Here is a 21,101-nt window from a genome sequence, read left to right as displayed (position 1 = left end):
TCATAAAAAAGACCTTAATCGAGGTCTTTTTTACGGTGTTTAATAAAGCTGATGATTGACGAAAAATACCTCTAGGGCGTGTCCTCATTTCAAAAATGGTGATAAAAATGAGATAAATTGCAGTCAAACGAGGAAAATAGCACAGATAATATCGGGATATTAACCAGCTATTTAACGATGTTTGGCAAAATTTAGCCATTTTTTGTCCGTTTAGATATGATCAATTGAATTGAGGACATGCCCTAGCCTACTCAGTAGCCATCACCACATTCAGAAGGCATCACCATATATAGCCTATTTGCATCTTCTATTGTTTTTTCACTGTCCAAATATTTTTGCTCGATTGTGCTTTTAGCGTTGGCAATCATTGAATCCGTCATCGCAAAGTCATCGTCATTCAGTAGACCCAATGAGCCATCTTGACGCAACCATAAACCTTCTAACTTATCATGTGGATACTCTACAGTTGCGAGAACGTCGACTGCCAAGGTTTTCTTGACTGGTTTGATTGCCAATTCCTTCAGCAATTGCCAATTTTTTTCATCGGCTGCAATAAGCTGCTCCAGCGTTTGTTCATTAATCGTTAAACCCAATACATGATCTTGCTTGATATTATCTGTATTTAAAATATTCTCAATATCAGTCGCCTGCGAGAGATCAATTTTATAAATGAGCTTTTGCGCAGACTTGTCTTGCAGCGGAAACTTGCGATCATGTTCAATCAAATAAAACTCGTGATTGTTAATCGCAACGATACCCGAAGTCACATGGTGAGCATGATCGAGACGATACAAATACTGTGCTATTTGACCAGAGTATAGATTGATAGTGACGATGCGCGTCAAACTAGAAACACGACCTGAGTGATCAGGGTTGTCCATAGAAGACTCCATAATACCCACCAGTGTGCTCTGATCTGGAGTAATCGTTAATGCTTCCATACCGCGATTTGCACGACGTTTGATAAATTCTGCTGGTAGTAAAATCGGCTGACCATTAGCCATCACATTATTGCGCTCATCGCTCGCAAAGGCATTGATACGCTCAATCTCCACCCCCTGCGCATTGTAATGAACCAAATGAGGACCATACTCATCACTGATCCAAAAACTACCATCTGTGAGCGCAGCAAGACCTTCAGGATCTAAACCATTGATATCGTTTTTGATAGGATTGGTCACTGCATCAAAAGGTAGGTTGGGATTAATGGTCATCGGCTGGCCGTCGACATCGTAAGGGACTTCATTAGTTCCGCCGAGTGCTTGTGGATTCGGTAGCCCAGAGATAGGATTGCCATTTGCGTCTTTTAGCAGTATCTCTTTGATCTTAATAATTTGCCCAGTTGCTTGTAGCTCAAACAGTCCGATGCGCGGTGTATAGTCAGGTACTAAAAACTGTTTACCTTTGCCTGCACTACCTTCGAAATCCGCATTGGGACCGCGATCGGTGAGCACATAAAATTGATTGGCATTGGTTGGATGAGCCGCTGCATCTGAACCGAAACCACCCCCTCTAACCTCAAGCTTCCTCTCAGGATACGCAGCATTGATATGCGTATCATCTAGCACGGTATAAGGTAGTGCCGTGCCTTGGATAAAGTCTTTTATTTGAATGATTTCTGTATTAATATTTTTTATCGTCATTTTTTATCCCTGATATATATTTTATTCTTGTTAAACGAACCATATGAGTAATTTATTAGATGTAGCGTTCAGCACAATTGACAGTCGAAAAAATAGCCAGCGCCTAATAAGCTCACTGACCATTTTAAGAGTTAATGCTATAGCACATGGCTATACATGACCGATTAAACCTTAAGCTTATCACCCACCATACCCTTGATGGTACTTAAGATATCAGCAGGTAATACCACCATTTTTGCATTGTCAGACTCTGCCAGCTCACGAATCGCCTTAATATATTGCTCACCAAGTAAGTAGACAATAGGCATCTCTTCCTCGCCCATTGCATTAGTAATCAGGCGAATAGACTCTTCAGAACCTCTCGCCAATACCACTTGTGCTTCGGCATCACGACGTGACGCCTCTAAACGTCCATCTGCCTCTAAGATAGCCGCTTGCTTTTGACCATCAGCACGAGTTACTGTCGCACGGCGCAGACGCTCTGCCGCTGCCTGCTCTTCCATTGATGCTTGCATCGTTTGCGATGGATTAATATCTTGAATTTCTACTGTCTTTAGGGTGATACCCCAGTCCGCAATATCTTCTGATATCGCATGCTTTAGCTTCATTTTGATTTCATCACGGCTAGATAATGCACTATCAAGATCCATCTCACCGATAATTGAACGTAGTGACGTCTGCACCAAATTACGAATACCATATTCATAATCTTCAATGCCATAAACGGCCTTATCTGGGCGCACGATATTGATATACGCCACGGCGTTGGCAATGATAACAACGTTGTCTCGCGTAATGACCTCTTGTGAGGGAATATCAAGAACAATGTCTTTGGTCGTCACTTTATAAGCGACATCATCAACGAAAGGAATAATAAGGTTGAGACCTGGCTCTAGTGTTTGGCTATATTTGCCCAATCGCTGCACCACCCACTTATAGCCTTGTGGCACGATTCGAACGCCTTTGAAAACCGTAAAGACAACCAGTGCAACCAAAACCACCATGACAATGCTAAAGCTTTCCATAATTCATCCTTATTATTATAATTGCATGTCTTTATTAATCGCTGCCTGCGATTTCATACTGCTCACAATCAGCTCATTACCGACAATATCGGTCACCACCACTCGATCGCCGACCGCCACCGGCTCACCCGTAGTGCGGCACATCCACTCCGCTGCCCCAACAATAGGAACACTGAATCTGACGGTGCCCGCTCTATCTGGCTGTGGCTGGACGATAATCATGCCAGTTTCACCAACGATAACACTACCACCCAAGCCTGCTTTGGTGCGATCTACTGATAAGGGTTTAATAAACTTGAACCATGCCAGCAAGAATATGGCAGAAAGCACCAACCAAATAATAATTTGCACAGAGACAGAAATAGGCAATAGCCACGAAAGCGCGGCAACGATGATGGCAGCGGCACCAAACCAAAGGCTGGCGAATGTCGGCACAAACATCTCAATGATCAGCAATATGAAACCTAAGACTAACCAGTGCCAAGGTTCAATCATCCAAAGCATCTCCATCATCACTACATTCCCTATCTTTATCATTCTAACTTTTAATGTAGCACATTTTTGGTGTTAGTAATTTCTTAAAAATCATCAATATATGATGTGTATACTTCGAAAAATGTAAGAAACACATATTAAAACTTAGAGCATAAAAAAACGACCGCCAAAGCGATCGTTTCTTTTTTCTTTAATCAACTTATTAAAACTTAATGTGAGCACCTAAAGTTAATAGAGTAATATCTTCAGCGACATAATCATATTCAGCTTCAACGCTCATGCTAGGGTTAAAGTTATAACCCAAACCAATACCACCAGCAACACCACTATCGCTATCGCTTTCACTAATAGTGTTTCCAAGTACGTCACTTAAAGACGCATCAATCTCAGCTTTAGCAAACCCTAACTTACCTTTGGCATATAAACCAGTATTAGGGAATTGATAACGGTAAGTACCGTAAGCACCATAAGTTTTAAGGTCATATTCACCCTTAAGAAGTCTGGTACCTGTATCAATATCAGTGTCACTAGAGCCTACATATTCAACTTCAGCACCAAAGTTAGGATCAAAGTTATAACCAGCATAAATACCATAAGCAGTAGGATCATCTAGATCATCAGCATCTACCATGAACTTACCAGCTTTTACACCAACATACGGCTGACCTGCATAGTTAACTGCCGCTTGCGCGCTGACACTCAATAAAGAGCCAACTGATAGGGCGATCAAAGCTTTTTGTAAAGTATTCATATATCTTCCTGTTAAATAAAACTAAAAATACCATCTGAATGAAAATAACAGAGCATATAAGTTAGCTGAACTATTGTCGAATTCGAGATATTAACAGAACCTTATTTCGAATGCACTCTTTTTTAATGACGCTTACAGTGCTTTTTATCGTACAAAAAAACGCACCTCGAAGGGTGCGTTTTTTAGTTATCATACTGCTAATCAGAAACTTAGAATTTTAGCTGAGCACCAACAGTCATAAGATCTGCGTCGCTACCTAACATGTCATATTCAGCTTCAACACTGAAGTTTGGGTTAACCGAATAACCAAGGCCTACACCACCTGCAAGACTGGTATCATCGTTAGAAATGGTTTTTCTATTAGAGTCTTCAACGATATAGTTACCTTCGATTTCAGTCTTAGCAACACCTAGCTTACCTTTGGCATATAGCGCAGTATTTGGGAACTGATAACGATAAGTACCATACGCGCCATAGCTCTTGGCATCGATATCACCGTTATAATAATCGGCATCGCCTGAACCTACATATTCTGCTTCGATACCAAAGTTAGGATCAAAGTTGTAACCACCATAGACACCATAAGCAGTTGGCTTGTCAGCACCGTTTACATCTAGGTCAAACTGACCGACTTTTACACCAACGTATGGCTGACCAGTGTAACCGTTGCCATAAGATACGGCAGCTTGTGCACCCATGCTTAATAAAGAACCAGCTGCTAATGCAAGTAACGTTTTTTGTAAAGTTTTCATAGTATTCCCCTAGGGTTATATTTTTAATTATTTGTCTGTAAAGTATCTGGATGAGAAAAGATTATTGTTGCCATCTTCTCTCACTCGTTTAGCTGATAAATCGTTTTGGCTTTAGAACTTCAACTGAGCGCCAACAGTAAGTAGTTTGGCATCGACATCACTGTCCATCATTGAGTATTCAGCTTCGACACCGAAGTTAGGGTTCACTGAGTAACCAAGACCTACACCACCAGCAAGACCTGTGTCGCTGCTAGATTTCGAAACTTTAACTGGACCAACGGTGTAATCACCTTCTACTTCAGTTTTGGCAACCCCTAGCTTACCTTTAGCGTATAAGCCAGTATTTGGGAACTGGTAGCGTGCCGTACCATATGCGCCATAAGTTTTGGCATCAAGATCACCGTTTCTGTAATCAGCATCATCTGAACCTACATACTCTGCTTCGACACCGAAGTTTTGATCGAAGTTATAACCACCGTAGACACCATAAGCAGTTGGATCATCTGCATTGTCGATATCTAGATCAAACTGACCGACTTTGACGCCGACATACGGCTGACCAGTGTAACCGTTGCTATAAGAAGTAGCGGCCTGTGCGCCAACAGTTAACAAAGAACCAGCTGCTAGTGCAAGTAGCGTTTTTTGTAGAGTTTTCATTATTAGCTCCTTAAAATCAATTTGGACAAACAAGTTATCTATTTATATTGGCTTTTATAGCCCTATCGCCTTGTTTGCTAACGATGGGTATATAGTAACAAACTATTTCAAGTCGTCTGTCAGTGTTTGATGGTATGAGAGTTAAGATTTGCAAGTATTTATCAGTGCTTGGGTTACAAAGGCAAAGATATGAAATCTTTTGTTACAACCACTGAGTTTATGCAATAATCCCTACTCATTTCATCGCCTTTCTAGTAGAAATAAGCATAAAACAATAAGAGATACCGAATATTTTAAGGTAAAAATAATGACTGGACATATAACTAGCCGCTTGCAAGAAGCGCTTACAGCACTCAAAGCCACCCAACAATACCGTCAATTACCCAATCTTCAACATCATGGGCAATACGTTATTAGCGAAGGTAAAACCTTACTCAATATCGCCAGTAACGATTATTTGGGCTTAGGCGGCGATACCGAATTACAAAACGAATTTCTCAGTCAACTAACACAGTTATCAGTCGCACAAATGCCTAAAATGAGTGCGACGTCCTCACGCTTGCTCACTGGAAATGATGCACAACTACAAGCGCTAGAGTCTGAGTTGCAGGAATGGTATCAAACCGCTGTCGGCAAACAAGACATCTCTGCCTCAAAATCGGTGTTGGTATTGAATAGCGGCTATCATGCCAATCTTGGTATATTGCCAGCCCTGACAGCCTTGTCAGTCAAAACACTGATCTTAGCTGACAAGCTGGTACATGCCAGCATTATCGATGGGTTGCGGTTGAGCCAAAGCAAACTTGTCAGCTATCGTCGTTATCGTCACAATGATTATGAACATTTGGCGACGTTTATTGAGCAAGCAGCGCCAGACATTGAGCGCATCATTATTGTCACTGAGAGCATCTTTAGTATGGATGGTGATCGTGCGGATTTATGTCAACTGGTACAATTAAAAGCTAGCGATGCTCGTATCGAACTGTATGTCGATGAGGCTCATGCCATCGGTGTATTAGGTCATACAGGATTGGGGCTAGCGGAAGAAACACAGACATTGGCTGATATTGACTATTTGGTCGGTACTTTCGGTAAAGCGTTTGCCTCGGTGGGTGCTTATATCATGTGCGATGATGTCGTCAAGCAATGGCTAATTAACCGCATGCGTCCACTAATTTTTAGTACTGCATTACCCCCTATCAATCACGCATGGACGCGATTTATTTTAGCAAAAATGCCAATGCTAAATAATCAACGGGCGCATTTAGTGCGGTTGTCTACCAAGCTTAGTCAAGCCATCGAGCCAAGATACCGTGTGTCCCAGAACATCCAGCATCCACACTATGAATCACCTATTGTGCCTTACATCTTGGGCGACAATGCCAGCACGCTTGCCAAAGCACAACAATTGCAAGCAGCAGGTTTTTACGCCCTGCCTATCAGGCCACCCACTGTGCCTACAAACACCGCTCGTATCCGTTTGGTGATGAATGCCAAGCTGACAGATGAAGACTGCGAACAATTGATAAGACAATTATAACGCTGTTGTTATACATCAGCGACGTCAGTCCTGCTATCGATTGATAATTGGCTCACTTGGATATAATAAACCGTATGAAAACACTCGCCACGCCTGATAACTTTAGCCCCAGAAAACAAACCATCGCTCGTCATTTTGCCAATGCCAGCGACTATGACCAGCATGCCAATGTTCAGCAGCAAGTCTGTCAATATTTAATAGACAAACTCACTCACACTCAACACGATAGTGTGCTTGAAGTCGGTGCAGGAACCGGTCAAATGACCCGCTTACTCGCAGCATACATTCAAAGTCAATATTGGCTAATCAATGAATTATGCGCTGAACAAGCGGCTACTTTACAGTCCATAATGCCCAATGCTGACATAGCAATTGGCGATGCTGAAACGATGGACTTTGAGGATGAGCATAGCTTGATAATCAGTGCCAATGCAGTGCAGTGGTTTGATGATCCCTTAAACTTTGTTGCGCAATCAGCACGCCATTTACGAGCTGGAGGTCAACTACTGTTTAACACTTTTACGCCAAATAACTTTTTGCAAATAAAGACTCTAACGGATCAGGGTCTTCACTATCCCGATATCATTGAGTGGCGACTGGCACTGATTAGTGCGGGTTTTGAGAAAATTGAACTGTCCACTCAGCGTTTCGAGTTACCGTTTGCCAGTCCCTACGCTATCTTAAAACATATGAAGTTGACCGGCGTATCGACCAATCAGACGCAAGTAAAAGCCAACAGCACCCAGCCCTTTATGTGGACCAAGGCACGCTTGCAACAGTTTGAGTCTGATTATTGGAAACATTTTTCGGCGCAAGATGACGACGGTCAGCCTATCGTTCATTTGACTTATGAAGTACTGATAGTGAGTGCCTTTAAATTATAAAGACAAGATATAGAGTGGTAGGATATTTCTTATAAATAACAGCCATAAAAAAACGCATCCCGAAGGATGCGTTTTTTGTTTTAACTGCGTTTAGTTACTAAATCACAATTATTTTTTGTCTTCGTCTACTTCAGTAAACTCAGCATCAACGACGTCATCATCAGCTTGGTTGCTATCTGCTGCATTGTCCGCGCCTTGTTGGAACTGGCTTGGATCCATGCCCTCGCTACCTGCGCCTGCATCAGCATAAATCTTCTGACTAACTGGCAAGAAGGCATTGTCTAATGCTTCAAGCTTGGCTTTGATGTCATCATGATCATCTTCTTTCATCACCGCTTCAAGCTCAGTGATAGCAGCTTCTACTGTTGATTTTTCTTCAGCAGTTACCTTATCTTCAGCGTCTTTCAACGCTTTTTGTACCGCATGAATACGACCATCTGCTTCGTTACGAACTTGCGCTAAGTTAGCAAATTTTTCGTCTTCTGCAGCATTGGCTTCTGCATCACGAACCATTTGCTCGATTTCTTCATCCGTCAAGCCAGAATCTGCTTTGATCTGGATGCTTTGCGCTTTACCCGTACCTTTGTCAGTTGCTGAGATATTCATGATACCGTCAGCATTGATGTCAAAAGTAACTTCAATTTGCGGTAGACCACGTGGTGCTGGTGGAATATCCGTCAAATCAAAACGACCAAGCTGTTTATTTTGGTTAGCGATTTTACGCTCGCCTTGATAAACCTGAATGGTCACAGCTGGTTGGTTGTCTTCAGCCGTTGAGAATACCTGTGATTTCTTAGTAGGAATCATGGTGTTTTTCTCAATAACTGGTGTCATGACACCACCCATCGTTTCGATACCAAGCGTTAGTGGCGTCACATCAAGTAACAATACGTCTGTTTTTTCACCAGACAATACCGCGCCTTGAATCGCTGCCCCTGCCGCTACTGCTTCATCAGGGTTCACATCTTTACGTGGCTCCTGACCGAAGAACTCTTGTACTTTTTGCTGTACCAGTGGCATACGAGTCTGACCACCAACTAAGATAACATCATCGATGTCACCAATTTTTATGCCAGCATCTTCAAGGGCAATCTTACAAGGACCCATGGTACGTTGTACCAACTCTTCAGTTAAGCTCTCAAGTTTTGAGCGACTGATAGTGACCACCAAATGCTTAGGACCATTGCTGTCTGCAGTAATATAAGGCAAGTTCACTTCAGTACTTTGGGCACTTGATAACTCAATTTTCGCTTTTTCTGCCGCTTCTTTTAGACGCTGCATCGCCAATGAGTCACCTTTCAAATTGACATCTTGGTCTTTTTTGAACTCATCAACCAAATAATCAATCAATGCTGAGTCAAAGTCTTCACCACCAAGGAATGTATCACCATTGGTTGCTAAAACTTCAAACTGCTGCTCGCCATCAACGTCAGCGATTTCGATGATTGATACGTCAAAAGTACCACCACCCAAGTCATAAACAGCAACCGTGCTATCGCCTTGCTTTTTATCCATACCATAAGCAAGAGCAGCGGCCGTTGGTTCGTTGATGATACGTTTCACATCAAGACCAGCAATTTTACCCGCGTCTTTTGTTGCCTGACGCTGTGAATCATTAAAGTAAGCAGGTACGGTTACCACTGCTTCCGTAACTGGTTCACCAAGATAGTCTTCTGCTGTTTTTTTCATTTTTTTCAAGATTTCAGCAGAAACCTGTGGTGGCGCCAATTTTTTACCGTTAATTTCTACCCATGCATCACCGTTATCTGCTTTGACGATTTTGTAAGGCACCATACCGATGTCTTTTTGCACGACTTTGTCATCAAAACGACGACCAATCAAACGCTTAATCGCAAACAATGTATTGTTTGGATTGGTGACCGCTTGACGCTTGGCTGACTGACCAACCAGAATTTCGTCATTTTTATAAGCGACGATCGATGGTGTTGTACGAGTACCTTCAGCATTTTCGATGACTTTGACTTTGTCACCTTCCATTACTGCGACACACGAGTTAGTCGTACCTAAATCAATACCAATTACTTTACCCATAATTATTTACTCCTGATTTATTTTAAATATTTGTCTATCCAGACCGTAGTTGATCGCTTGTTACTATATATATCGGTTTACTTATGAATTTTTTCAAGTCAATAATCATGCAAAAACTGTCTTTCATGTGACTTTTTGTGAAAACCCTTAGTTATATTGGGGTTTAGTACACTAAAAATCCAGTTTTTGATATTACTGTCCCACACGCACCATGGCTGGGCGTAATAAACGACCGTTCAAGCTATAGCCTTTTTGTAATACAGTACCAACAGTATCAGCTTCCGCCTCTGCATCGATACCCACTGCTTCATGAAGATCGGCGTTGAATTTCTCGCCTTGCGGGTCGACCACTTCTATACCGTTTTTATGCAATACTGCTAATAATGCTTTATGCGTCAATTGCACGCCTTCAGCGACTGGATCATTGGCATCAGCGTTTTCGATAGCACGCTCTAAGTTATCAACGATCTCTAACAACTCTCTGGCAAATTTCTGTAGCGCAAATTTTTTGCTCTTATCCGCCTCTTGCTCCATGCGTTTTTGTGCATTGTAAGCTTCGGCATTGGCACGAGCGGTACCTTCTTTAGCTTCCTTCACCTCACCTTCTAGCTCAGCGATGCGGGCTTTAAAGGTGTCGAGATCGATTTCATTTTCGATAGTCATTTCTTCACCTGAGTTGTGTTGTGGATCAAACTCTTTCATGGTTTCTTCTAAAATACTGTCACTGTGTTCAATATTGTCATGCGCCACATTTTGCTCAGGGGATTCGTGGTTGGTATTTTTCTCGCTCATGATGGATGGCTCCTTAGAATTTTAATAATGACGATTGATATAAGAGGCAACAAACGCACTATTTGCTAGTGATACTGTGCTCTTATTAAATAATTAACCCGTCTTACACATTGTTGTTATGAGTACCTTCTACTAGCTGTTTGATAAAGGTGATGAAGGTAAATTTCAAGCCTAAGCCAAGGGAATTTTTCTAATTTACAACAAATATTGCCTAAATCTGGATTAAAGTGCTCAAAACAGAATTTCATAGGTGGTAAATGGCTATCCATGTTCGTTAACACAAGCTACAAGAAAGCAGTACTTATTCCAAAAAACTTACCGTTGGTACATAAGCCATTACCAAACAATACTCAACTTTATTTTTGATTACTCTATTATTGCTACAAATAGTATGGCTCATGTCAAAGTGAACACTCATATATGACAACGCATACTGACAATCATCAACGAGAAGTGTTATGTCTAAATCAACCGTGTTATCAATCAATGCGCTATTAAATAAAGCGCTGATGACGATAAAGCTCGCATCAACAGATCGTATAGATAATGGTATAAGAGAAGAAAATGGCACTCAAGAGAATCGTTTGACCGTCAAACAAAAAGTGCTTAGCTATAACCCGTTGACGACTTGCCAGCCGCATACCTTGCACTATGCCATGAAAGGAGTCGGCTATCTGCCAACGCCACTATTAGAGAGCTTGGTTGGTTATTTGAAAGGACCTAGCTCAAAACAATATCTGCACGCCGATGCTCACCTGCGTTTGATTCTCGCGGTGAATAGTAAGCTTAAAACGCCTCTTGAGCTGACACCAATGCATGAGCTGCGCGAAAGGTTCGCCGCTGACGCCGTGGCGATGCAAGCACCGCAGGTATGGCAGCAAGCAAGTGACAATATCATCGGCAACATGAAGCGATTTACGAAAAAAAATCAGAAGCTTGTGCATTGGGAAGACAAAGTGATTGCCAACGCTGATGATGGCGATATGACCATTCGCTGTTATCAATCAGACGCGAGCTCTCATGGCTTAGGGTTCAAAAAAGCGGATACTCATAATTCTGATGAAACAGTGCTGTTATATTTTCATGGGGGTGGATTTTGTATTGGTGATGTCAATACCCATCATGAATTTTGCCACGCGGTTTGTGAGCAAACGGGCTGGCCGATAGTTAGTGTTGATTATCGCTTAGCACCTGAGCATCCAGCACCAGCCGCATTAAAAGACTGTATCACTGCCTATGCTTGGCTGGCTGAGCATTGCCACACCTTAGGTGCTTTACCCTCGCGAATCGTGCTGGCAGGCGATAGTGCTGGCGGCGGATTATCCACTTTGATTGCTCAACAACTCACTGCGCCCTCGCAAATCGCATGGTCAGATCTGGGCATTGCAGGTCAAAAAATGTTCGATTTATTAGAGCGCTTACCAAAGCCACTTGCACAAATGCCTTTATATCCTGTGACGGATATCGAAACGGATTATCCAAGTTGGGAGTTATATGGCGAGGGATTATTATTGGATCATGCCGATGTGGCTGTATTTGATGCTGCTTGTTTAGATAACAGCCCCTTGCCACGCCAGCATATCCTTAACTGTCCGATGCTTGGTGATAATAGCAAAGTATGCCCGACTTACATTGTCGCCGCAGAATTAGACGTATTACGTGATGAAGCATTTGCTTATGCAAAGCAATTAAAGGTGCATGGTATAGCAGTCGAGACTCATACCATTCTGGGTGCGCCGCATGGTTTTATTCATTTTATGAGTATTCATCAAGGTATCGGACAAGCAACAGACGATATTATTAAAGGGTTTGCGAGTTTTGTGCGTGATGTTATCAATACCCAGTCACAATTAGCCGCATAGTTATCAATACGATTGTATAAGAAAGTGCTGGTTTATTTATAAAATAGAATGGTGCTGCCATTATTCAAACGTTACTTTTTTAAGCATTGTTTTTTTAAGCATTGTTTTCTTAAATATTACTTTCTTAAACGTTATCTTCAACCTGACCATTCAAAGTGATCAGCCAAATCTCTGAGCGCGAACCCAAGCGAAATGGAATGCCCCAAAAGCCGTAACCAGATGACACCACAAAGTGTCCTTTGCCCATGGCTTCATAGCCATAACCCAAGCGGTTGATGGCACTGACAATGAAGTTGGCGGGGAATATTTGACCGTTATAGGTATGCCCTGAGAGCTGTAAATCAATCGGCATTTGGCTGTGCTCAGCAATATCACTTGGTCTATGATCTAGCAGTATCACTGGCTGTGTAGTATCAACTTGAGCCAGTAGATCGGTTGTGGCTACTCGTTGTCTTTTATGGTTATCAAAACGCCCAACCAGCCAGATTGGTTGACCTTCATGCTCGATACCGATTACTTCATCATTTAACAACTGCACGCCAGCAGCACGCAACGCTTGGACAATCGGCTGCTCGTGCCCGTATAAATCATGATTGCCCAGCGTTGCATAAACACCATACGGCAGGCTTTTGCATAACTCCGCCAAGTTTTTCGCCATATTATATTTGGTAAATGCCTGTATATTGTCATCCATGATATCGCCCGGCATCAGCAGTATGTCTGCTTTATGCTGCACAATAAGATGATGCAGCCTATCTATTGCACCGCTACCAAACAGTCTCCCGATATGTAAGTCGCTAGCGACCGCAATACGTAATGGCTTAGCCAAAGGTTTATCAATATCAACAGATAACTCACGTACCACAGGCGCATAAGCACTATATAAGGCGTAAACAAATAACCCGATAAACACTGCCAATGCCAATATGCGCAGCCCAAAATCGACGGTAGCCGGTGTAGCGAGCGCATCACCAGTTAGCGATGTGACCAACCAATATCCACCATAAAATAGGCTGGTAACTAAAGCCGTCAATAGCATAAAGTGCATGACTAACATCCAACCACTGATCCAGCGATAGCTGTTTTTAAATGCTCTATTGACACTGAGTAGCAGCAAACCGTTGGTAATAACGAATACAATAACCCATACCGAAGTTTGCAAACCTGCTGTCTGCCAAGGCTGTAACCACCATTGCACGCTTAGAGCTGCACCGACACTAAACAGCTGCAATAGCACAAAAATGGTGATAAAAAATGCGTAGCGCATGAAAAATCCTTGAGTATGATGGCAGCCATGCAGTGTATTTTCAGCTGACAAGACGAGCAAAGTAGCTATTAGCCAGCCTAACAGCAAATAAAAGCCTCTAACATTTAGATATGGTAGAGGCTTTATCATTAGGGTAACACTGTTTATTTAAATGGCTCATATACCAGACTGTAACGTAATTATCCAAATCTCAGAACGCGTACCCAGTCTAAATGGTACGGGACCAATGCCATAACCAGAGGTCACCAAAAACTGCGTATCGTCTATTTTTTTGCTGCCATAGTTTAGTGGTGTCAACCAATCCATCAATATCGTTAACGGAAATATCTGCCCACCATGGGTATGCCCAGACAGATGCAAATCGACTGGCAGGGCGCTGACCTCATCCATCGCGCTAGGACGATGCTCCAAAAATATCACCGGTTTGTCTGTCTTTACTTGCGTCAATAACTCCTCGGCTGACAGTCTGGTACGATCAATATCATCTGAGCGCCCCACCAGCCACACCGAGTCATTTAATAGCAAACTCTCATTATCAAGCGCTTTGATGCGAGCCTCTTCCACCGCCTGTGTGATCTGTTGGTCATAACCGAAATAATCGTGATTGCCTAAAGTCGCGTAGACGCCAAGCGGTGCCTTTAGCTTTGATAACTGCTCATGCATATTGGTATTATCGTAAGCAATCGTATTATCATTCATAATGTCACCAGCGATAACCACGACATCGGGATGTTGCGCATCGATAAGGCGCACCATTTTCTTTATCTGCCGATTGCCAAACCATCTGCCCAGATGCGTATCAGAGACAAGCGCGATATCCATTGGTTTAGCCAGCGGTTTGTCAATCGTAACAGTTAGACGATGTACGACGGGCGAATAAGCATTAAATACCGCTAAGCTAACAATGGCGACATAAACTGTAATGGCAAAGGTAAGCAAGAGTATTGGACGAGATTTTTGTTTAAAGAGCCGATAGACAATGAGCGCAACTACAGAAGTTATCAAACCAGCATAAAACATAAAACCTTGCAAAATACTAACGACCAGATAAACGTGAAAGCGCTCACCCCAAAACTCAGTCAAGCCATAAATGAGAGCACTATTATTAATAATAAAGACAGCAGCTATCAGCACAGCTTTGGCGGCAGTCGTTTTTGGCTTTATTAACCAGTAAATAAGAACGGTGGTCATAACAGCTAGCAACTGAGTAAAAACGATGAAGAACCACATAGTAAGGTCTAATCAGATAGAGATAACGCTATCTTACGTGAAAAATTTGATGCTCTGGATATAGCCTCCTTTTTTCCACGAAAACTTCATATACTTTACGCCCAAGGTGCTGTTGCCACAAAACTAAATGGTTGCCACTAAACGTACTTTAACGTTTATCTGGTGCTATTTTGCAAACGCCATTGTCACAAGCTTGCATCAGCGCTTTGCCATAGAGCAACTTGGTCACCCAATTTGGAATTCTATAGCGATTGCGCGCGACATACGGATAAGCAAAGTCGCCAAGTTGTTTGACCACTGGCAAAAATAACAACGTTGACCATTTCACGCCGCCCGTTCTGTAGAGCAGTCGTACGGCATCCATGTGCGTATACCAATTGCCGTAGCTGTCTTGCATACACATATAAGTCATCGCATCCTTACGGCTAAATCCTGCGGCGGCCAACTCATCAACCCCCTCGTCTACAGGAACTAAGTGTATCTTTTCCGGTTGACGTTTTTTCATATTATGCGCCTCGGTGCTGCATATCACGCACGCATCATCGTAGTACATGGCAATGGACAAATTCGCTTGCTCTCTATAACTGTTGATATGATTTTGGATAATCATCTTACGACTCCTTTATGAGTGATATCTCAGTATCAAGACTATTAGATTTTTGAGTCACGCTAGATTGTTGGTGCTGATTGGCTGCGGCTAAAAGAGGGATGACTGGCTGCTGCGTCCATTGCGGTGCGGCAACATCTAAGCGCTTCGCCAGTGTTGGTAAATGATTGGTCGGCACCGCTGGGAACAGATGATGCTCGATGTGATAGAGTAAGTTAAAAGTCAGTAAATTAATCAATGGATGACGCTCACTGCGCGCATATACCACGTCATCACAACCATGATGGACGCTCCATACTGCAAAGAATCCCACCATGATATTGGCCAATATCATTACCAATACGTGATACATCAAAACTGGATGCATCGTGATAAAAGCGGTGGCAATCACTGCGAAAATGAGCAACAGATCAAAGCCAACGAGAATATGATTACGACGACTACCATGCGTCAAGCCAAACCACTGAATCGCAATCGAGAAAAGTCCGCCGCCCAATATCGCCTGATACCAAGGCAGACGAGCCCAATTACCCTCGACATCGCTGTCTCCAAGTGGATCTCTATGATGATTGAGATGTGTGTGCCGAATAGCATGCGTGCTACAGAGCATCGTGATACTGAGAAAAAACAGCATGAGCTCAGTGGCAAGCTTCCCTACTCCCAACGTTCGATGATAACAATCATGGGCTTGTCTAAGCGCGGCGGTAAAAAAGAAAAAAGTCGCCACAAGTGCAGGCAACCACCACCCTTGCCACGCGCTCCACCATGACAATAATAAAAAAGGCAAAGATAAAAAAATATTATAAACAGTCTCGCTCAGACTAAGCTGTCGCAAATCTTGCCATTCAACACTGTCTAACGAAGGATGACGCATGATGTTCTCCTTACTTGGTGATAAGCAGTAGCTGTCTTGCTGGCGCGACCACTTAATTTAATCGGCTGTTTTAATTTACTTTATTTCTGTCAATAATGAAATTTAAAGTTAAATTTTATTTGTGTTTAGGTAATGCGATAAGACCTGTAATCACAGCGCTGGCTCCACCTATCAAGCTAAGAACCAATCCAAATATTATTTTCTCTAAAAAAACATCTGTTGCTATAATCCAAACTGAAAATATAAAAGTACTAAAGAATCCAATGAAGAATAACGGTACTATTTTTAGTATGGAGTCAAAGACTATCTTCAACTTACATATAGTTAATCCAGCTACTAACGTAGGGAGCAAACCAAAAAAGAATCCGCCTACAATAGAAGCTAATAGCATTTTGAAAATATCTGTTAACTCTTGCCTAAAAATATTACCGTCAATTACAAGCATCACAATCATATATAAGCAGACAATCAGACCACCTATCGCACCTCCCAACAATCCATAAGTTCCTATTACCTTAGCTTTAGGATAGCTGGATGCTGTCGCTGTAGCGCTAATCTCAATATCACTCATACACACCTCTATTTAGGTTTCACATGAAACAAAGCATCATGTAAATAATAATGATGTTTCACATGAAACAGTCGCTTAATGATTTACGAACTCTGCTCTTCTAAAGCTTGCTTCAGTGTTGGCTGTTTAAAATCATAACCTGCGTCCTGTAATGCTTGCGGCACTACTTTTTGACCATCAATTAATAGAGTCGACATCTCACCAAATATCAGCTTAAGCAGAAAATTGGGTAAAGTAAAAAAGGTGGGACGGTGTAGCCATGCTCCAAGCGTTTTGGTAAAAGTATGATTGGTCACTGGATTAGGCGCAGTGAGGTTATACACCAGCACTGGCGTATCATTGATAGTTTCTAACGAGTGATCATCGGTAGTCTGAGTGTCCGCATAATTAGCAAGATGCTTTTCAATGATGAATATCACTGCCCCAACCCAGTCTTCACGACTGATCCAGCTCATGATTTGCTTACCATCACCCAACTGTCCACCGACGCCCATTTTAAATGGGGTTAATAACTTACCGAGCATCCCGCCATCAGGATGGATAACCACGCCCGTACGCACGATAGCCACAGGCACGCCATGTTCAGTGGCTTTGAGCGCTAACTGCTCCCATTCATGACATAATTGATGGGCAAAATCAGTTTCAAAATCACTGCTTTCGGTAAGAGGTTTATCGCCTTGTGCGCCATACCAGCCAATCGCAGAGCCGCTGACCATTAGCTTGGGCTTAATACTGATGCGCTTCATAAATACCAATAAGGATTCGGTAGGCTTGATACGGCTGGCGAGCAACTGCTCCTTGCGCGCATCGCTCCAGCGCGAGTCAGCAATGCCTGCGCCTGCTAGATTTAAGATAACATCAAAGCTTTTATCCGAACTCGCTAGCTCATCGTAGGTCATCATGCTGATCGCTTCAGGATGCGTTTGGCTGCTATCGCGTGTTAGCCATGTAATATGTAAGTCCTTATCCTGCGTACGATAACGTTTGATAAGCTCGTCACTAAAAGCACTGCCTAAAAAGCCTGAGCCACCACTGATTAAAATATTCATGTCCTACTCCCTATATTTTTCGCTTATCGTTTAGTAAAACTTAATCCGTTATAGTTATCGTCTACTTTTTTAGTACTAACATCAAAATGACTTTTACATACTTTTGGTAAAGCAATGCGGCTGGCAATCGCTGAATTGATTGCGCCAAACAATCCTATACCAATCATAAAGGCCAGTAGCACGCCAACCTCTATCCATGAGTTGATGCCTAAATATAGGATGATTGCACCCATATAACCTGCTGACGTTATAAACCCCACTAAAAATGTCGTGCTTAGACTCTTATGATCACCGCGCCATATATTCTTATAAGCGACGATAACACCCGTTAATAAAGCAGGAATAGAACCAAGCAGACCAACATAGAGTAATGGCTGGTAACCAATTTGGGCAAAATCCGCATTCCTAAAAACAAACAATAAACCCAGTTCTGAAATCAACCCACCAATCATACTACCAAGCCCTGCAAACAAAATAATCACTTGTAGATAAGGATACACACCTAACTCATTATTCGTTTTCATTCTATTTATCCCATTAACATTCATCGTTAATTCAGTATAAATACGGCGTTGCCAAAGCCAATGAAATTCATGTGGATAATTGGTGGATAAGTATCTTGATTTTGTTTTGCCTACTGATTAAGCAAAACGCTTACGAATAGGACAGTCACTATCATTACTATTTTGAGATTTATTCTTTAATTGGTTCCAACGATGATTAATAAAATCTATGACGTTAACCATACTTGGCAATACATGTGCTTTGGTCAGATGTGGCGTTGCTGCATCTAAACGCTTGGCAAGCGTCGGTAAATGATTGGATGGCACAGCAGGAAAGAGATGATGCTCTACGTGATAAAGCAAATTAAAGGTCAGCAAGTTGACCAAAGGATTGCGCTCAGTTCGGGCGATTGTCTCATCACAATCATGATGCACGCCCCACACCGCAATGATGCCAACACTGGCATTGGCCAACATCATGGTCAATATGTGATACATCAATACTTGCGCTAACATGGTCAGAGCAGGAACAGTTAAAGGAAATACGGTCAGTACGAAGGTAACCAAGACAACTAAACCAATCAAAGCAAACTCTAGCCACGCCAATTTTTGATTGCGACGGCTACTTAGACGCAGTCCTTGACGATAAATATCGAGTCGATAAGTTATCCCGCCGAGCAGCGCTTGCCACCATGAGCCTTTTGCTAGACTGCCCTCAATGTCACTATCGCCCAATGGATTGCGGTGATGTTCCATATGGGTGGCTCGAATGCTGTGCAAACTGGTCATTAGTAGTACGCTGAGCAACAGTAATATTCCAGTAGTCGTGCTTTTAGCTGTCCCTAAACTATGATGATAACCATCATGGGCTTGGCGGAAAGCAGCAGCAAAAAATAAGTAAGAAGTCCCGCATGCTAAGACATACCATGAGTGGCTGGCGAACCACCAAGACAACAATAAAAACGGATAAGGCAAAATAACGTTGTAAGCGATTTGACCGCGCGTTAACTGGCGCAAGTCTTGCCACTCGACTGCAGCAACAGCCTTTTTAATGGCTGGCTTTTTATTAGCGTGTGTCTGATTGACTGTCATTTTACACATCCATTTGTTATTACTATTTTTTGTTGCTGCTATTTTATAGAAACTTATCTCACTTAAACTTAACTGGCTTTTATAGTTATTACATATATTTCTGTCAAAACAGAAATTATATTGCAAATTTTTTATTTTAAATTACACAGCTAACTATTAACGTAAGACCTTTTTAATACTAGCGCCCAGTTTTAGGACTTTTTTGAGGATGCTTGTGGGCAGTTTAAGCATCTCAGATGACCATGTGGTTAGGGTACTAACAAATTCTTGGGTATCACGAATACGTGACTTTACCTCATTATTTTCATGTTCAAATTCAGGACTGTCCATCAATTCTTGTAAGAACTGTACTGTTGGCTCAAGCTCACGCTTTTGTCGTTCAACCACGATGATGCGTGCAAGCTCCCAAACGTCAGTATTGGTCGTGAAGTGATCGCGACGATCACCTAATATGGAAACCTTTTGTACTAAGCCCCAATGCTGCAACTCTTTAATACTGTTTGAGACGTTAGAGCGAGCAACACCAAGTGTTTCGGTGATTTCTTCAGCATCTAATGGCTTACCAATGATGAATAACAACGCATGAATCTGTGACATGGTGCGATTGACGCCCCACTGCGAGCCCATTTCACCCCAATGTAAGATAAATTTTTCGGTCACAGGATTTAGTTTCATGATTAATATGTACTCTACTTTATAAGTTTTGATTATTTTATTTACTTATCTTGCGCTATTCTTTTATTTCTGTCAATAGTGAAATCAACAGATAACACTCATCATTTGGTTGACTGTCATGCGCTAACGAATCACTAAACCCGTGGTTGCGTCACGAATTTGGCTCGGTAAAGTATAGCCTAGAGTGTCAGCCTGCAAGTAGCTGATTTGCTCGCCAAAATATCTATAGGCATCAGTAAAAGTCATAGCAGGCGGTTGCCCTGATGGATTGCAGCTTGTGGAAACCAATAGCCCAAATGAGTTTTGAACGTCGACCAGTTGTTGACACAATTGACGAATCATAGGATGCGCAATAACTCTAACCGCCACTGTTTGATGCTGCCCTGTGATCCAAGGAGGGATAGTCGTTTCAAGTGTCTGAGGGATAGGCAGTAGCCATGTATGGGCTTGCTTACCTTGTAGCTCTATACTGTCAGTATCTGCCTGCCAACTCTTGATGATTTGTTGGCGCTGACCTTCTTCTAAAGGCTCTAGTAACGGCATTAAACGCTCAGCGCTGTCAGTAATGACGATCATACCTTTGGCTTGTGGACGCTGTTTAATGGATAAAATACGTTGAACGGCTGCTTCGTCATAAGCGTCACAACCGATACCCCAAACGCTTTCGGTGGGATAAGCAAGTAGCTGTCCTTCTTTAAGCCATTTGGCAGCTTGAATGACAGAGTCAGTAGTAAAAGATGTGGATTTTTCCATAGCTTGAGGGCTTCAAAAAGGTAGAAA

General features: G+C 42.3%; 21 protein-coding genes. 3 read left to right on the top strand and 18 right to left on the bottom strand.

The annotated features are described in order from the left end of the window. Positions 1-251 precede the first annotated feature (251 nt). The 6 genes from ACT3S4_RS10125 to ACT3S4_RS10100 all read right to left on the bottom strand — a co-directional run bounded on the left by ACT3S4_RS10125 (position 252) and on the right by ACT3S4_RS10100 (position 5,323). Complete coding sequence (locus ACT3S4_RS10125) at positions 252-1,643, bottom strand: esterase-like activity of phytase family protein (protein WP_109592234.1); 1,392 nt, start codon at positions 1,641-1,643, stop codon at positions 252-254. Between the two features lie 164 nt (positions 1,644-1,807). Beyond that, entirely contained in the window at positions 1,808-2,668 is an 861-nt protein-coding gene (locus ACT3S4_RS10120; RefSeq protein WP_045447605.1) for an SPFH domain-containing protein, read from the bottom strand. Between the two features lie 15 nt (positions 2,669-2,683). Beyond that, complete coding sequence (locus ACT3S4_RS10115) at positions 2,684-3,181, bottom strand: NfeD family protein (protein ID WP_087816353.1); 498 nt, start codon at positions 3,179-3,181, stop codon at positions 2,684-2,686. A 184-nt stretch (positions 3,182-3,365) separates the two neighbouring features. Then, positions 3,366-3,914 (bottom strand): porin family protein, encoded by a 549-nt coding sequence (locus ACT3S4_RS10110; RefSeq protein ID WP_087816351.1) that lies wholly within the window; start codon positions 3,912-3,914, stop codon positions 3,366-3,368. Between the two features lie 209 nt (positions 3,915-4,123). Continuing rightward, positions 4,124-4,666, bottom strand: a complete 543-nt coding sequence (locus ACT3S4_RS10105) for a porin family protein (RefSeq protein WP_045447596.1) — start codon at positions 4,664-4,666, stop codon at positions 4,124-4,126. 111 nt (positions 4,667-4,777) lie between these two features. Beyond that, entirely contained in the window at positions 4,778-5,323 is a 546-nt protein-coding gene (locus tag ACT3S4_RS10100; protein ID WP_198330224.1) for a porin family protein, read from the bottom strand. A 307-nt stretch (positions 5,324-5,630) separates the two neighbouring features. Here ACT3S4_RS10100 and ACT3S4_RS10095 point away from each other — a divergent pair, with 307 nt between their 5' ends. Together ACT3S4_RS10095 and ACT3S4_RS10090 are read left to right on the top strand one after the other, a co-directional pair. Continuing rightward, complete coding sequence (locus ACT3S4_RS10095) at positions 5,631-6,863, top strand: 8-amino-7-oxononanoate synthase (protein WP_444760991.1); 1,233 nt, start codon at positions 5,631-5,633, stop codon at positions 6,861-6,863. A gap of 74 nt (positions 6,864-6,937) precedes the next feature. Continuing rightward, positions 6,938-7,747, top strand: a complete 810-nt coding sequence (locus ACT3S4_RS10090; RefSeq protein ID WP_444760990.1) for a methyltransferase domain-containing protein — start codon at positions 6,938-6,940, stop codon at positions 7,745-7,747. A 108-nt stretch (positions 7,748-7,855) separates the two neighbouring features. Here the strand turns inward: ACT3S4_RS10090 and dnaK are convergent, their stop codons facing one another. Beyond that, positions 7,856-9,799 (bottom strand): molecular chaperone DnaK, encoded by a 1,944-nt coding sequence (gene dnaK / locus ACT3S4_RS10085; RefSeq protein ID WP_444760989.1) that lies wholly within the window; start codon positions 9,797-9,799, stop codon positions 7,856-7,858. A 192-nt stretch (positions 9,800-9,991) separates the two neighbouring features. Then, positions 9,992-10,591, bottom strand: coding sequence for a nucleotide exchange factor GrpE (gene grpE / locus ACT3S4_RS10080; RefSeq protein ID WP_193011610.1), 600 nt, complete (start codon positions 10,589-10,591; stop codon positions 9,992-9,994). 458 nt (positions 10,592-11,049) lie between these two features. On the opposite strand from grpE, the gene ACT3S4_RS10075 reads away from it, so the two are divergent. Continuing rightward, the gene (locus ACT3S4_RS10075) at positions 11,050-12,453 is read left to right on the top strand and encodes an alpha/beta hydrolase (RefSeq protein ID WP_444760988.1); all 1,404 of its coding nucleotides are present in this window, start codon (positions 11,050-11,052) and stop codon (positions 12,451-12,453) included. A gap of 124 nt (positions 12,454-12,577) precedes the next feature. Here ACT3S4_RS10075 and ACT3S4_RS10070 read toward each other — a convergent pair whose 3' ends face one another. The 10 genes from ACT3S4_RS10070 to ACT3S4_RS10025 all read right to left on the bottom strand — a co-directional run bounded on the left by ACT3S4_RS10070 (position 12,578) and on the right by ACT3S4_RS10025 (position 21,074). Next, entirely contained in the window at positions 12,578-13,720 is a 1,143-nt protein-coding gene (locus ACT3S4_RS10070; protein ID WP_109592242.1) for a metallophosphoesterase, read from the bottom strand. A gap of 156 nt (positions 13,721-13,876) precedes the next feature. Next, positions 13,877-14,911 (bottom strand): metallophosphoesterase, encoded by a 1,035-nt coding sequence (locus tag ACT3S4_RS10065; RefSeq protein ID WP_444760987.1) that lies wholly within the window; start codon positions 14,909-14,911, stop codon positions 13,877-13,879. 187 nt (positions 14,912-15,098) lie between these two features. Continuing rightward, a complete protein-coding gene (locus ACT3S4_RS10060; protein ID WP_109592246.1) occupies positions 15,099-15,560 on the bottom strand; it encodes a thiol-disulfide oxidoreductase DCC family protein in 462 nt (153 codons plus the stop codon). A 1-nt stretch (position 15,561) separates the two neighbouring features. Beyond that, complete coding sequence (locus ACT3S4_RS10055) at positions 15,562-16,431, bottom strand: fatty acid desaturase family protein (RefSeq protein WP_109592248.1); 870 nt, start codon at positions 16,429-16,431, stop codon at positions 15,562-15,564. 115 nt (positions 16,432-16,546) lie between these two features. Then, positions 16,547-17,002, bottom strand: a complete 456-nt coding sequence (locus ACT3S4_RS10050) for a hypothetical protein (protein ID WP_109592250.1) — start codon at positions 17,000-17,002, stop codon at positions 16,547-16,549. An 83-nt stretch (positions 17,003-17,085) separates the two neighbouring features. Further along, positions 17,086-18,051 carry a TIGR01777 family oxidoreductase gene (locus ACT3S4_RS10045; protein WP_109592252.1) on the bottom strand — a complete coding sequence of 322 codons (966 nt, stop codon included), beginning with the start codon at positions 18,049-18,051 and terminating at the stop codon, positions 17,086-17,088. Positions 18,052-18,074: 23 nt separating this feature from the next. Beyond that, positions 18,075-18,575 carry a hypothetical protein gene (locus ACT3S4_RS10040; protein WP_444760986.1) on the bottom strand — a complete coding sequence of 167 codons (501 nt, stop codon included), beginning with the start codon at positions 18,573-18,575 and terminating at the stop codon, positions 18,075-18,077. Between the two features lie 117 nt (positions 18,576-18,692). After that, the gene (locus ACT3S4_RS10035; protein WP_444760985.1) at positions 18,693-19,646 is read right to left on the bottom strand and encodes a fatty acid desaturase; all 954 of its coding nucleotides are present in this window, start codon (positions 19,644-19,646) and stop codon (positions 18,693-18,695) included. A 156-nt stretch (positions 19,647-19,802) separates the two neighbouring features. Further along, entirely contained in the window at positions 19,803-20,321 is a 519-nt protein-coding gene (locus tag ACT3S4_RS10030; protein ID WP_444760984.1) for a GbsR/MarR family transcriptional regulator, read from the bottom strand. Between the two features lie 123 nt (positions 20,322-20,444). After that, the gene (locus tag ACT3S4_RS10025; RefSeq protein WP_109592258.1) at positions 20,445-21,074 is read right to left on the bottom strand and encodes an L-threonylcarbamoyladenylate synthase; all 630 of its coding nucleotides are present in this window, start codon (positions 21,072-21,074) and stop codon (positions 20,445-20,447) included. Positions 21,075-21,101: the final 27 nt, after the last annotated feature.

The sequence above is a fragment of the Psychrobacter sp. AOP30-A2-5 genome (assembly GCF_052378115.1).
Taxonomy (GTDB): Bacteria; Pseudomonadota; Gammaproteobacteria; order Pseudomonadales; family Moraxellaceae; genus Psychrobacter.
Note: the sequence above shows the minus strand (reverse complement) of the source record. Positions and strands in the feature narration are given on the sequence as shown.

Bases quoted from the DNA above. Each gene is read 5' to 3' on its own strand.
- ACT3S4_RS10125 (WP_109592234.1), bottom strand. From the start codon at position 1,643: ATGACGATAAAAAATATTAATACAGAAATCATTCAAATAAAAGACTTT.
- ACT3S4_RS10120 (WP_045447605.1), bottom strand. From the start codon at position 2,668: ATGGAAAGCTTTAGCATTGTCATGGTGGTTTTGGTTGCACTGGTTGTC.
- ACT3S4_RS10115 (WP_087816353.1), bottom strand. From the start codon at position 3,181: ATGATGGAGATGCTTTGGATGATTGAACCTTGGCACTGGTTAGTCTTA.
- ACT3S4_RS10110 (WP_087816351.1), bottom strand. From the start codon at position 3,914: ATGAATACTTTACAAAAAGCTTTGATCGCCCTATCAGTTGGCTCTTTA.
- ACT3S4_RS10105 (WP_045447596.1), bottom strand. From the start codon at position 4,666: ATGAAAACTTTACAAAAAACGTTACTTGCATTAGCAGCTGGTTCTTTA.
- ACT3S4_RS10100 (WP_198330224.1), bottom strand. From the start codon at position 5,323: ATGAAAACTCTACAAAAAACGCTACTTGCACTAGCAGCTGGTTCTTTG.
- ACT3S4_RS10095 (WP_444760991.1), top strand. From the start codon at position 5,631: ATGACTGGACATATAACTAGCCGCTTGCAAGAAGCGCTTACAGCACTC.
- ACT3S4_RS10090 (WP_444760990.1), top strand. From the start codon at position 6,938: ATGAAAACACTCGCCACGCCTGATAACTTTAGCCCCAGAAAACAAACC.
- dnaK (WP_444760989.1), bottom strand. From the start codon at position 9,799: ATGGGTAAAGTAATTGGTATTGATTTAGGTACGACTAACTCGTGTGTC.
- grpE (WP_193011610.1), bottom strand. From the start codon at position 10,591: ATGAGCGAGAAAAATACCAACCACGAATCCCCTGAGCAAAATGTGGCG.
- ACT3S4_RS10075 (WP_444760988.1), top strand. From the start codon at position 11,050: ATGTCTAAATCAACCGTGTTATCAATCAATGCGCTATTAAATAAAGCG.
- ACT3S4_RS10070 (WP_109592242.1), bottom strand. From the start codon at position 13,720: ATGCGCTACGCATTTTTTATCACCATTTTTGTGCTATTGCAGCTGTTT.
- ACT3S4_RS10065 (WP_444760987.1), bottom strand. From the start codon at position 14,911: ATGACCACCGTTCTTATTTACTGGTTAATAAAGCCAAAAACGACTGCC.
- ACT3S4_RS10060 (WP_109592246.1), bottom strand. From the start codon at position 15,560: ATGATTATCCAAAATCATATCAACAGTTATAGAGAGCAAGCGAATTTG.
- ACT3S4_RS10055 (WP_109592248.1), bottom strand. From the start codon at position 16,431: ATGCGTCATCCTTCGTTAGACAGTGTTGAATGGCAAGATTTGCGACAG.
- ACT3S4_RS10050 (WP_109592250.1), bottom strand. From the start codon at position 17,002: ATGAGTGATATTGAGATTAGCGCTACAGCGACAGCATCCAGCTATCCT.
- ACT3S4_RS10045 (WP_109592252.1), bottom strand. From the start codon at position 18,051: ATGAATATTTTAATCAGTGGTGGCTCAGGCTTTTTAGGCAGTGCTTTT.
- ACT3S4_RS10040 (WP_444760986.1), bottom strand. From the start codon at position 18,575: ATGAAAACGAATAATGAGTTAGGTGTGTATCCTTATCTACAAGTGATT.
- ACT3S4_RS10035 (WP_444760985.1), bottom strand. From the start codon at position 19,646: ATGACAGTCAATCAGACACACGCTAATAAAAAGCCAGCCATTAAAAAG.
- ACT3S4_RS10030 (WP_444760984.1), bottom strand. From the start codon at position 20,321: ATGAAACTAAATCCTGTGACCGAAAAATTTATCTTACATTGGGGTGAA.
- ACT3S4_RS10025 (WP_109592258.1), bottom strand. From the start codon at position 21,074: ATGGAAAAATCCACATCTTTTACTACTGACTCTGTCATTCAAGCTGCC.